Origin of the sequence: Paenibacillus turpanensis, assembly GCF_011421635.1 — a bacterium.
GTDB lineage: Bacteria > Bacillota > Bacilli > Paenibacillales > YIM-B00363 > Paenibacillus_AK > Paenibacillus_AK turpanensis.
In genome coordinates this window covers 67,840-79,662 of sequence record NZ_WTLI01000018.1, presented here as the reverse complement: position 1 = coordinate 79,662, position 11,823 = coordinate 67,840, and the positions used below count along the sequence as shown (strand labels likewise).

General features: G+C 53.5%; 11 protein-coding genes. 7 read left to right on the top strand and 4 right to left on the bottom strand.

The genetic code is table 11. The features are described 5' to 3' along the window. Nucleotides 1-8 precede the first annotated feature (8 nt). Both GQS10_RS16740 and GQS10_RS16735 read right to left on the bottom strand, forming a co-directional pair. Nucleotides 9-1,748 carry a methyl-accepting chemotaxis protein gene (locus GQS10_RS16740; RefSeq protein ID WP_166244253.1) on the bottom strand — a complete coding sequence of 580 codons (1,740 nt, stop codon included), beginning with the start codon at nt 1,746-1,748 and terminating at the stop codon, nt 9-11. Nucleotides 1,749-2,068: 320 nt separating this feature from the next. Next, a complete protein-coding gene (locus GQS10_RS16735) occupies nt 2,069-2,902 on the bottom strand; it encodes a sulfurtransferase (protein ID WP_341805089.1) in 834 nt (277 codons plus the stop codon). A 91-nt stretch (nt 2,903-2,993) separates the two neighbouring features. On the opposite strand from GQS10_RS16735, the gene GQS10_RS16730 reads away from it, so the two are divergent. Both GQS10_RS16730 and GQS10_RS16725 read left to right on the top strand, forming a co-directional pair. Continuing rightward, entirely contained in the window at nt 2,994-3,494 is a 501-nt protein-coding gene (locus GQS10_RS16730) for a GNAT family N-acetyltransferase (RefSeq protein WP_166244328.1), read from the top strand. Nucleotides 3,495-3,592: 98 nt separating this feature from the next. Continuing rightward, on the top strand, nt 3,593-6,142 hold the full coding sequence (locus GQS10_RS16725) for a GGDEF and EAL domain-containing protein (RefSeq protein ID WP_166244251.1): 2,550 nt from the start codon (nt 3,593-3,595) through the stop codon (nt 6,140-6,142). A gap of 19 nt (nt 6,143-6,161) precedes the next feature. On the opposite strand, the gene GQS10_RS16720 is transcribed toward GQS10_RS16725, so the two are convergent. Then, on the bottom strand, nt 6,162-6,455 hold the full coding sequence (locus tag GQS10_RS16720; RefSeq protein ID WP_166244249.1) for a 4a-hydroxytetrahydrobiopterin dehydratase: 294 nt from the start codon (nt 6,453-6,455) through the stop codon (nt 6,162-6,164). Between the two features lie 14 nt (nt 6,456-6,469). Beyond that, nucleotides 6,470-7,660 carry an EAL domain-containing protein gene (locus GQS10_RS16715; RefSeq protein ID WP_166244247.1) on the bottom strand — a complete coding sequence of 397 codons (1,191 nt, stop codon included), beginning with the start codon at nt 7,658-7,660 and terminating at the stop codon, nt 6,470-6,472. Nucleotides 7,661-7,900: 240 nt separating this feature from the next. Here GQS10_RS16715 and motA point away from each other — a divergent pair, with 240 nt between their 5' ends. The 5 genes from motA to GQS10_RS16690 all read left to right on the top strand — a co-directional run bounded on the left by motA (nt 7,901) and on the right by GQS10_RS16690 (nt 11,736). Beyond that, the gene (motA, locus tag GQS10_RS16710; protein ID WP_166244245.1) at nt 7,901-8,710 is read left to right on the top strand and encodes a flagellar motor stator protein MotA; all 810 of its coding nucleotides are present in this window, start codon (nt 7,901-7,903) and stop codon (nt 8,708-8,710) included. After that, nucleotides 8,685-9,500: a flagellar motor protein MotB gene (gene motB / locus GQS10_RS16705; protein ID WP_166244243.1), complete on the top strand. Its 816-nt coding sequence runs from the start codon at nt 8,685-8,687 to the stop codon at nt 9,498-9,500. Before motA ends, motB begins: the two co-directional genes overlap by 26 nt. Before the next feature lie 165 nt (nt 9,501-9,665). Next, nucleotides 9,666-10,235 carry a carbonic anhydrase gene (locus tag GQS10_RS16700; protein WP_166244241.1) on the top strand — a complete coding sequence of 190 codons (570 nt, stop codon included), beginning with the start codon at nt 9,666-9,668 and terminating at the stop codon, nt 10,233-10,235. A gap of 27 nt (nt 10,236-10,262) precedes the next feature. After that, nucleotides 10,263-11,483, top strand: coding sequence for an AbrB family transcriptional regulator (locus tag GQS10_RS16695; RefSeq protein WP_166244239.1), 1,221 nt, complete (start codon nt 10,263-10,265; stop codon nt 11,481-11,483). Nucleotides 11,484-11,514: 31 nt separating this feature from the next. Continuing rightward, complete coding sequence (locus GQS10_RS16690; protein WP_166244237.1) at nt 11,515-11,736, top strand: DUF2905 domain-containing protein; 222 nt, start codon at nt 11,515-11,517, stop codon at nt 11,734-11,736. The last annotated feature ends 87 nt before the right edge of the window (nt 11,737-11,823 follow it).

Below are 11,823 nucleotides of genomic sequence, written 5' to 3'. Positions count from 1 at the left end.
TCGACGAATTACTTTTCCTCTTCCAGCTTGTAGCGGCCTGTTAATGTTTCCAGTCTTTCCGAGCTTTCTTTTACAGCATTCGTCTGCTCGACGACCTGCGAGGCCATTTCCAGCGTATCCGAGGTGCGCTCTGCAATATTTTGCGTGCCGATCGCCGATTCTTGATTCGCCTGCGACAGCTCGCGGATGCCCTGCACCACCGTTTGCATCGAAGCCATCAGCTCCTGCGAGGTTGCACTGAAATCCTGCGTCATATCGTCAAACGACTCCGCATCCTTATAGTATTGCTCCGAGGTTTTGAGAAGAATCTCGTAATCCTCAAGCACGCGTTCGTTCAAAAACTTTAACAGCTCATCGGAGCTGGCCGAAAGACGATTCACGGAATTGGTAACTGTGCCCGTCACATTCTGAATTTCCGCAAGAGTATTCTGCGAGCTGACCGAGAGCTTGCGGATCTCATCCGCCACGACAGCGAAGCCTCTTCCCGATTCCCCTGCTCTCGCTGCTTCAATAGCAGCATTCAAAGAAAGCAGGTTGGTTTGCGCCGTAATTTCCAGAATGGAGTCCGTCAGCACCTTAATTTGATCTACTGCCTTCGAATCTTGAATCGCTTGACGCAGCTTTTCATTCGTCGACTTGTAAACCACTTGTGTCTTGGAAATCGACTCCGAGGCCGAGGCCTTTAACTCCGCCGCACGCTTACTGATCTCCGATGCTGTAAAAGCACCTTCCTGAGCCTTATTCGCGATGGTGCCAATGGCGGTCTCCATTTCCCCGGCTGCTTCCGCCATGCTCTCCGTCGTCGCCGCCGTTTGCTGCATGCCGGCCGAGAGCTGCTCGCTCGTGCTGGCCACTTCAACCACACGCTCGTTGAGCTCCGCCATCTTCTTCTTGGCTTCTTCCGAAACATCACGAAGCGTCTTCGATTCTCCAACCATGCCCTTTACAAGCTCGGCAAACGATTCCGTCATCAGCTGAACATGCCGTGCAATACCGCTGAGTTCATCCTTGGAATCCAGCATTCGCTCCGAAAATGCGCTGTTTAATTCGCCGTTCGTTATTTTCTCGGAATGCGCCGCAATCATCTTCAGCTTCATCCGCAGCTTACGGATCGAAATCACAGCAATGACCAGCAAAATGAGCAAGGTAACGACCGATAAAATCGAAGCCTGTGTAATCAAACGCTGGATCTCATTGTTTGTCCCTTCAAAAAGCTGCTTAGACTGCTCTTGATTTTGCGCAACAAGGTCCTGCACCCCATCCACGATCGCGGTGCTGTTTTTATTAATACGGTCCCGCTCCGCCTTGTCATATTTACCTGTTTCCTTTTTGATCATGAGCATTTTGTCGGTGTCCTGGAAGTATGCCTCCAGCTTCGCATTCAGCTCCTTCGCAGCTGCCGCTTCCTGCTCACCCATCGGAAAATTCATGTATGAGGCCAAGCCCTCGGAAATGCGTTTGCGATCCTTCTGAACACTCTCATAGGCCCCGTCGCTAACAGAGCCGTCCAGCATTTTTATGTAATTCCCTCTCATGTTGTAGAAAGAAGCCTTAATCTCCAGCATCTTCGTTGTTCCAGCGTAATAATCGTCGTAGAGCTTTTCCTGCTGCTTTTTAGCAAAGTACATCCCGTTTAGCCCATTAAAGAAAACGATTCCTAAGCCAAGTAGAGCCACGACCACTAAAATAATTAGTGAATGTACGATTTTTAAATTGCTGAACAAAGAAAGCCTCAAACTACGTTTCATGAAAGTTCCCCCTAATTTTCTGTTCCCTGCCTAGCTGATCTGTGTAAAAACGATATTTTCCGACATTTTCATCCAAAATAATATCATAAAATTCTACAACTAAATACAATTTTTTCTTCCAACAGGCGTGGAAATTGTTGTATATTGTCGTTTATTCGTCGATAAAAAAAGCAGCCTGCTCCGATCTTGCCGGCAGACTGCTTACATTTTCTTATCAAATGAGGTAACGTTGATTCTTGGGAAAAGATGCTTCGTATGTATGTAGCGCTATAACATGAGGGTTCGATGCTGCATAACTCCTCAAAGCGGGTGAACATTGGTTACGCCTTCGCCACCGGGTTGTCCGGGTAGGTGATCCAGTCGCTCCAGCTTCCTGCGTACAGCTTCACGTTCGTGAAGCCGGCTTCCTCCAGTGCCAGCACATTCGGGCATGCCGTCACGCCGGAACCGCAGTACACGATCAGCTCCTTGGCGCCCTGAAGCTTCTCGAACCGGGCCTGCTGCTCCTTAATCGGCTTCCAGCGGCCCTCCGCGTCCAGGTTTGCCTTCCAGAACAGGTTGATTGCGCTCGGAATATGTCCTGCAACCGGATCAATATGCTCCGCGAGCCCGCGGAATCGCGGCTCCTCACGGGAATCGATCAGCACGACACCCTCGCGGCCGATCCGCTGCTTCACATCCTCCATAGAAGCAAGCAGCTGGGGCTGCAGGTTTACCGTCACTTCTCCCGGACGCGACGGCGGGATTTCTTCCGTTACCGGGTACCCTGCCTCTTTCCATTTCGTAAATCCTTCATCCATTACAAAAATAGACGCCTCGATGCCGATATATTTAAGGAGCCACCATAAACGGGATGACATCGCTCCGCCTTGATCATCATAAGCTACGATTGTACCGCCCGGCTTGATTCCCGTTGATGCCAGCTTGGCCGCCAGCGCCTCAAAATCCGGCAAAGGATGGCGTCCGCCATGCTCTTCCTTGGGTCCGGACAAATCTTCTTCCAGATGGAAGTAATAAGCGCCCGGAATATGACCTTGGCGGTACGCCTCGCGGCCCGCCTCTGGGGATCCAAGGACAAAACGACAATCAATCACGGTTACATCCTGCTGTTCAAGCTGGGAAGCGAGCCATTTCATACTAACAATCGTCCGCACTTGGACACATCCTTTCCTTTTTCACGAGCTATTTAATTTCCTATTCTTTTCGACAAAGAGGGAAATAAATCCTTTATTCCGGGTGATATTCATGCTGATTCCACAACATCTGCCAAGCCGTTTCGACATTGTGCCCATGACAGAACAGCACGCGATCCACATTTGCTCCTGGCGCTACCCCGAACCTTACCATGTTTTTAATTGGAGGAGCTGGGAAGAGCTTTGCTATTACCATGAAATGGCCGCCGACCCGCTCATTCGCGAGCAGCAGCTGCGCACTGTGCTTCTCCAAGACGGGAGCCTCGCAGGGTTTCTACAGCTGTTTCCGCTGGTAGGCGTCACCCGTCTCGGCTTTGGACTGCGTCCCGAATACTGCGGGCTGGGCTGGGGTGCCGAATTCATTGTACAGGCTGTGGCCTACGCCAGGGAACAGCATCCGACGGACGAAATCGATCTCGAGGTTCATATTTGGAATGAAAGAGCGATTCGCGTGTATCAAAAAGTCGGGTTTCACATCACCGATACGTATATGAAGCCAACTCTTCAAGGAGAAGTCGAGGTCCATTGCATGGTCTTGGAAGCGCCCCTTTAAAGCGTTTCCAAAAAATGTTGTGAAACCGCTTCCTTACGTGATAAGATGGGGAAAATGGGTTCTAGACAAAATGATATTCGCATAAAGGAGGGGCCATCTTGTCTGAAGCGATGAAATCCGATTATTCTGTGCGTGCTTTTTCGCCGCTAAGCAACGGGCAGTGTCAGCGCCTCCTGACGAAGGCTTTCAATGGAACTCCTTGGTCCGGCTTCGATCCCGATCTACTGCCGTTTGGGGTCTTCCTTTGCGACGCTCACAAACCGCATCTGCCTATTCTCTATGTGAATCAGACGCTCGTGAACTTGACCGGCTTCGAGCGCAGCAAACTGATCGGCAAGCCGTGTTCGTTTCTTGGCACCTTTAGCGCCAAGCTGTCGGCGCCGCCTTCGCTGCGCGGCCACTTTTCACTGCGTTCGCTTTCCGGCGAAGACGCTGCTCTGTACTGCCAGGACGGCTCCATCCGTCCGGCGATGCTAAGGGCGGAATCCATCGAGGATCCCGAACAGCCGTGTGATCTCGTCGTCGGCACCCTTTCCACCGTACCGGATCGGGAAGCGTTCCTATCCCTTCCCTCCTATTTACAGCTCATGGGAATTGCTCATGACCAACCGACCCTTCATCGGCTCATTACCGAGCACATGACCGACTTAGTGTGCCTGCACGGAGTAGACGGCACGATCCATTACGTTTCACCCTCCATCACCGAGCTGCTTGGTTATACGCCGGAAGAATTGATTCGGAGCAGCGCGTACTACTGGATCCACCCGGAGGATTTCTCAAGAGTGCGCAATGAAATCCAAAGCGGCTCCGCAGGACCCGGCGTGATCACGCTTCAATATCGGATTCGCAAAAAAAGCGGCGAGTACACTTGGGTGGAAACGACCGCCAAGCCGCTGCGTTCGGAAAACGGACAGCGAATCGGTTATTTGACGTCGTCTCGTGACGTATCCGACCGCCAAGCGGCGCAAGAGCTGCTTAAGCTGCAGGAGTCCCGCTTAAATGAAACCCAAAAGCTTGTTCATGTAGGCAACTGGGAATTTCACATTCAGTCACGTGTGATTACATGGTCCGAGGAAACCCCGGCCATCTTCGGCTTCGAAGAGGGCAAACCCGGCGAGCTCCTGCCTCGTCTGCTGGAAGCCATCCCAAGCGAGCAGCATCCTCGCGTCTTCCGTTTTTTGCGCGGAGCATTAAGAGGAAAGCCGCAGGAGGAAGAAGTCGAAATCATTACCCCGCAGGGCGACTCCAAGCACATCCGGGTGCGCTGCCGGCCGGCTGGAAGCCATGCGGGACAAGCCGAAATGCTCTTTGGCACCGTGATCGATATTACCGAACGGAAGGCCGCTCAGGAGCATATCTCCTACCTGGCCAATTATGATGCGATCACGAACCTGCCGAATCGTATTCAGTTTCGCGAGAAGCTGCAGGAAGTGATCGCTTCGGCGAAGCTCGACCTCCGCAGCTTCGCCGTTGCCGTCTTCGACCTGGATCGCTTCAAGCTGATTAACGATACACTGGGGCATCTCGTCGGCGACGCCGTGCTTCGCAAGGTTGGACAAGAGCTCCTTACGGCCATAGGGCCCCACAATATCGCCGCCCGTTTCGGAGGAGACGAATTTGTCGTCCTGCTCCAGGATGCCGAAGCCGCCAACGAAGCGCTCGAAGCCTGCAATCGCATCATTCGCAAGCTGACCGGCTCGCATCAAATTGGGCTGCAGGAGGTAATCGTCGGCGCCTCTGCCGGGGTCTGTCTTTATCCGGAAGACGGCACCGACGCCGAAACCTTGATGAAGAGCGCGAACATGGCGCTTCATCAGGCCAAAGAATCCGGCCGGAATCAATGCCGCCTGTTCTCGCCGGCGCTCCGCGTACAAATGACGGAACGGATGCAAATCGTCAGCAGCATACGCGGCGCCATTGAGCGCAACGAATTTTTTATTGAATACCAGCCGAAATTTAATGTGCGGGACGGCGTAATGTCGGGGATGGAGGCACTGGTAAGATGGAAATCGCCCGAGCTGGGCTTTGTCTCCCCCGCCCTGTTCATCCCCATTGCCGAAGAAAACGGACTGATCGGCGCAATCGGAGATTGGGTGCTGCTCACCGCCTGCAGGCAAATGCGACAATGGCAGCTGGAAGGGTATGCACCGGTGCCGGTGAGCGTGAACATCTCGTTCCGCCAAGTGCAGCAAAGCGGCTTCCGCGATTCGGTCAAGGCCGTGCTGGAGGAAACCGGGCTCGACGCGGCCTTGCTGGAGCTCGAATTGACCGAAAGCGGCATTATGAGCAATGTTGAGCTGTCGACGTCTCTGCTGATGGAGCTGAAATCGCTCGGCGTATCAATTTCGATTGACGATTTCGGCACCGGCTTCTCGTCGCTCAGCTATCTTCAGCATTTTCCGATCGACACTCTCAAAATTGACCGTTCCTTCGTCAAAGAAATCCCCGATTCCACCAAAAGCATGGCGTTAACCGAAGCGATCGTCATGATGGCCCGCAGCTTCCGCATGCGGGTGGTCGCAGAGGGAGTGGAAAGCGAAGAGCAGCTTCAATTCATTAAAAGCATGGGCGTGAACACCGTGCAGGGTTACTATTACAGCAAACCGGTCTCCGCCCATGACGTGCGCCAATGGCTGTACAAAAAATAGGCAGGGCCACAGGCTCTGCCTATTTCTCCATTGAAGCATAAACGGCTTCAAAGTGCTGCGCGGCCTCAAAATCGAGCGCAGTCAGCCCCCCGGCGCTCCAGCTCGTCAGCCGCAGCGTAACCATTCGAAAATCGATGGCGATCATCGGATGATGATTCAATCGCTCCGCCTCTTCCGCAACACGGTTCGTAAAACGGATGCTATCCATGAATTCGGCGAAACGGTATTTTCTCTCGATCCACTTGCCATCCGTCCGGCCCCAATGCGCGAGCTCCGCGAGACGCGTGTCGATCTCCTTTTCCGAAAGCTTCATTTCCCTGCTCCTTCTTATTGTGCATGCATATCCAAAAACAAATAGCAATTATCACCAATCGGACAGGAATACGTCTGAATCGGCTTTGAGGTTTCCAGATCCGTGTATTCCGCCGACAAAATCCCTTTTGCTTCCCTGCTCATCATAACGACGTTGGGAATAAAATACGGCCTCCACAGCCAATTCGATCCGCGAAACGAGCCGTCCCTCAGCCAACCGCCCGCTTTTGTATTGCTGAAATTTGACGATACCTGCTCCCCGTTCCCGCAGCAAATGTACGCACGCAAGCAGTAATCCGGCAGATCCGGCAGGATCAGCTGAATCCATTCGTCAGCCTCATCGGCGGACAGCAGCGCCGCATGCCGGACAAAGCGTTTATTTAAGCGCTGTTCAAATTCAAACATCCGGTCAAACTTTTCAAACTGCATGGCGCTGAACCGATCAATTTCCACCTTGAGCTGCTCGGTAAACGCTCCTTCATCGAGAAGAGCCGGCGCGGCGCGTCCCACCATATAGCCTTGGACATAACGGGCTCCGGCATGCAGCGCATTTTGCAAATCATCCGGACGCTCCACCCCTTCGACCAGCAGAGCCGAGCCCATTTGCGAGGCGAGTATGGAGAAGGATTTGAGCAGCGCCCGGTACCCTTGATGGCTTGCGCTTTTTTTCAGGATATTCAAATCCACCTTCAAAATTTTCGGCTGCAGCACGGCGATACGGTCAAAATTGCTGAACCCGCTGCCCACATCGTCAACGGCGATCGTGCATCCAGCCTGCCGATACACCTCTACAATCTCCGTCAGCTCATATAATCTCCCGTGAAACTCCTCCTCGGTGATTTCAATGACAAGCCGCGATGGATCAAAGCCGGCCTGCTTTGCAAGCTCAAGTGTCTGTAGGATCCCCGTCTCCTGCCAAGCCTTAAAAATCCACGCCGGCTTAATATTAATAAAGAGCTTGCTCTCGCTGCCGCTCTGCACGAGGGCACGCATCGCCTTCGCCCTGAGCTGCCGGTCCACCTCAATATGCCGTTCATCCGAAACCGAAGGGTCCTTGAAAAAAGGACCGAGACTGTACATCCGCCCCTCGGTCACACCTCTCCCTAACGTCTCGTATCCAAAGATTTGCTGCGTTCGAATCGATACGATCGGTTGAAAAAAGGGGATCACGTCATGTTTCTTCCGGGTTTTTGTGCCTCTGCCCATCCAATGTGCCCCCATCCCTTGATATTGTGTTAGGTTTCCTAACATCACGTCTTATCGCCATTGTATGGGATATTGTGTTTTCTTGCAATTCCTTTCTAAACTTTCATTTCAATCCCACCGATATAAAAAAGGAGGAATGCAGGTTTTTGTCGAAATATGTAGGTATCGAATTTTCGTTTCTGCGAACGGTCCACATCCGTTACAGAAGCCGCGTCATTATGGGAGAGGAGTGCACAGCTTTTGGAAAAGTCATCAATTATAGGTATTGTATTGGGTATTGTCGCCGTTGTCGGCGGGATGGTGCTCAAGCATGCGCCGATTGCCGCACTAGTAAATCCTGCCGCGATCGTAATTATCATGGTAGGTACGGCAGCATCGCTTTTTATTGCGTTTCCGATGGCGGAAATCAGCAAAATCGGCAAGCTGTTCGGCATCGTTTTTAAAGGACAAACCCTGATTTCGAAGCAAGAAGTCATCCGCATGTTTACGGAATGGGCTTCCATTACACGCCGTGAAGGTCTGCTCGCATTGGAAAGCAAGGTGGACGAAATCGACGATTCGTTCCTGAAGGGCGGAATGCGGATGATCATTGACGGCAATGATCACGATTTTGTGCGCGATGTGCTTATGGAAGACATTCACGCGACGGAAGATCGCCATAAGGCCGGCGCATTGATCTTTACCCAGGCCGGCACATACGCGCCAACCCTCGGCGTACTCGGCGCCGTTATCGGCTTGATCGCCGCACTCGGTAACTTAAGCGACATCAACGCGCTCGGCGCTTCCATTTCCGCAGCTTTTATCGCGACACTATACGGGATTTTTACCGGATACGTGTTATGGCACCCTATAGCTAACAAGCTGAAGCGTATGTCTAAGAAAGAAATGGAAATCAAACTGATGATGGTTGAAGGTTTATTATCGATCCAATCCGGCGTTTCGACCGTCGCAATCAGTCAGAAGCTGTCCGTCTTCTTGACTCCGACCGAACGCAATGCGGAGCAAAAAGAGGGGGAAGCTACCGGTGAGCAAAAAGCACAAAGCGCATGATCATGATGAACACATGGATGAATCATGGCTGATTCCCTACGCAGACTTGCTGACGCTGCTGCTGGCCTTGTTCATCGTATTGTTTGCCACCAGCCAGGTGGATGCTAAAAAATTCGAGGAACTGAAGCAATCCTTTAACAGCGCATTGAACGGCGGGACCGGCTTTTTTGAAAACCACACCCCCGCTCCATCCCAGGATAACGTAGGCGTTAAAACAAAGGACAGTTCTGACAGCGAGATCAAGAAGCGAAAGCTCAGCCAAGCCGAGCTGGACGAACTGGAAAAGAGAATGCAGCAGGAAAAGCGGGAGCTTGAAAACCTGAAGGAAAAAATCGACGGCTATATCGAGAAAAACGGCCTCACGACACAGCTTCGCACGGAGATGAACGACAGAGAGCTGAAGCTTGTGATCAGCGACAATGCGCTGTTCGCTTCCGGAAGCGCGACCCTTCGCCCGGAATCACAGCAAATTGCGGTGACGGTAGGCGATCTGCTCGGTGAGTATAACCAGTACGAGGTCGTTGTGGCCGGACATACCGATAATGTCCCGATCAAAACAGCGCAGTTTGATTCCAACTGGGATCTAAGCGCGGCACGTGCCCTCAGCTTTATGAAGGTGCTTCTCACCAACGACAAGATTGATGAAAAAATGCTCAGTGCCGTCGGATACGCGGAATTCCGCCCGATGGATACGAATGACACGGAGCTGGGACGCTCGAAAAACCGCCGGGTGGAAGTATCCATCCTTCGGAAATTTACGGAGCTCGGTTCCGCTGGTGCGGCACAATAACATTTCATCGCTCATAAAGTCTCTGTTCCCGAAAGGTGGACGGAGACTTTTTTTCATTGTCTCCGTAGAGCTTTTTTTATTTTTTTTACCAGAAGAGCAGAACTCGTTGAATTTTTTGATATGATAAATAGAAAAACATTTTTCTTAACACGGGAGGGTACGAGAGTGAATACATTACAGCAAATCATGGAGCATAACCAAAACTTCGTCGTTAGCGGCGCTTATAAGCAGTTTCAAACGGATAAATTCCCAGATAAAAAGCTTGTTATTGTCTCCTGTATGGACACACGCTTAACGGAGCTCTTGCCCCGAGCCCTCAACTTAAAAAACGGCGACGCAAAAATTATTAAAATCGCCGGCGGTGTCATCTCGCATCCGTTCGGCTCGGTTATGCGCAGCATTATGGTTGCTGTGTATGAGCTTGGCGCTGAAGAAGTTTGCCTGATTGGCCACCACGGCTGCGGCATGGCGAGCATTGACCCGAAGACGACGATGAGCCGTATGGTTGATCGCGGCATTCCGGAGGACCGCATCAATATGCTGGAGAACGCCGGCATCGATCTGACGCAATGGCTGCACGGCTTTGCCTGTGTGGAGGAGGCGGTATCCGAAAATGTGAAAATGATCCGCAACCACCCGCTGCTCCCGTCTGACGTGCGCGTTCACGGGCTTGTCGTCGATCCGGAGACAGGCAAACTGGATATCATTGTGGACGGATATCAGGAAGGCAACTAAAGTCGGTACTTACACCGGAGGTTCGTTTTGAATAATCCCTTTAAATTTATTGCAACGCTCGCCGCGGCAGCTGCCGGCGGCGGGCTTTTTACACTGCTGAACATCCCTTTATCCTGGATGCTGGGTTCTCTGACCGGCGCGGCCGTATGGAATTTCGCCTCAAGAAAAGGGTACGAATTCGACCCGCTCAGCCGTTTGGCGATTCTGATCGTCGGCTATGCGTTGGGGCGGTCGTTTACCGCGGAGACGCTGGCGGCGATGGCCGGCGATTTGCCGTTGATGGCGGCGGTAACCGCGCTTGTTATGGTGTTCAGCATCGGCTCCGGCCTGCTGCTGGCGAAAGCGTGCCGCATCCACCCCTACAGCGGCGTCATCGGCAGTATCCCCGGCGGGCTTTCGCAAATGGTGCTGCTCAGCAGCGAGCTGAAGGAAAGCAACACCGCGGAGGTTGCCCTGCTGCAGACGATCCGGCTTATATCGGTCGTCTTCCTTGTGCCGTTCATGGTCATGCACGGCTGGATCGGCTCGGCTGCGCCGGAAGGCGGCGCCTTGGCGGGCACTGCGGCGGCGGGGGCCGCGAGCGTCAGCACGCCGGCAGCCAGCGCAGCCGCGCTGAGCGCAAGCGCCGACGGCGCTGCGGGCGTGGCCGTGCCGTCGGCCGGGGCCGGCGAAGCGGCGGCTGCGGCGGCGAGCCTGCCGGCGTGGACGCTGGCGCTGGCCCTGCTCGGCTGCATCGGCGCGGCCATGCTGGCGAAGCGGCTGCGGCTGCCGACGCCCTCGTTCATGGGCCCCGTGCTGGCCGCCGCCGTTGTCGCCGCCTCCGGCGTGCCGCTGCCGCCCGTGCCCGGCGGCCTGACGATGGCCGCGCAGCTTGCCCTCGGCATCCATATCGCCATGCGCATCCAGCCGGAGCATCTCGCCAATTGGCGGAAGCTGACGCCATGGGCGCTTGGCTCGTCAGCAGCGCTGCTGGCTGTATCGCTGCTGACGGCATGGCTGGTGTCGGTCGCCTCACACAGCGACCTCATGTCCGCCTTCCTCGGCACCGCCCCCGGCGGCTTAACCGAGATGGGCGTGACTGCAATCTCGGTCGGCGCCGACCTGCCGCTGGTCACCTCGTTCCAAACGTTCCGGCTATTTTTTATCTTACTCGTCATTCCGCCGCTGCTTCGCTGGGTGCTCCCGAGACTCCCAGGCGTACATCGTGCGGACAACCCTAGAGAAACACAAGAAGAAAAATCGATATAGCATCCATTCGGTACAAGGAGGTTCGTCGGTGATGAATCCGACTGCAAAGTTTCTGATCATAGCAGGGGTTGTTCTTATTGTTGCGGGATTGCTGTGGCAAATCGGCGGCCGATTCCTGCAGCTGGGAAGGCTGCCCGGTGATATCGTAATCGAAAAAGAAAATGTTCGCTTTTACTTCCCCATCGTAACCTGCATCATCGTAAGCATTGCCGGCTCTCTCATCCTCTACTTGTTCCGATTTTTCGGAAAATAAGAGCCTTTTGGGATGGAAAGCTCCATCTCCTTTCAACAAGAAGCCATGGCGGCTAGGGGCACGAGCTTCCTCCCCTAGCCGCCATGG

Bases quoted from the DNA above. Each gene is read 5' to 3' on its own strand.
- GQS10_RS16740 (WP_166244253.1), bottom strand. From the start codon at position 1,748: ATGAAACGTAGTTTGAGGCTTTCTTTGTTCAGCAATTTAAAAATCGTA.
- GQS10_RS16730 (WP_166244328.1), top strand. From the start codon at position 2,994: ATGCTGATTCCACAACATCTGCCAAGCCGTTTCGACATTGTGCCCATG.
- GQS10_RS16720 (WP_166244249.1), bottom strand. From the start codon at position 6,455: ATGAAGCTTTCGGAAAAGGAGATCGACACGCGTCTCGCGGAGCTCGCG.
- GQS10_RS16715 (WP_166244247.1), bottom strand. From the start codon at position 7,660: ATGGGCAGAGGCACAAAAACCCGGAAGAAACATGACGTGATCCCCTTT.
- GQS10_RS16690 (WP_166244237.1), top strand. From the start codon at position 11,515: ATGAATCCGACTGCAAAGTTTCTGATCATAGCAGGGGTTGTTCTTATT.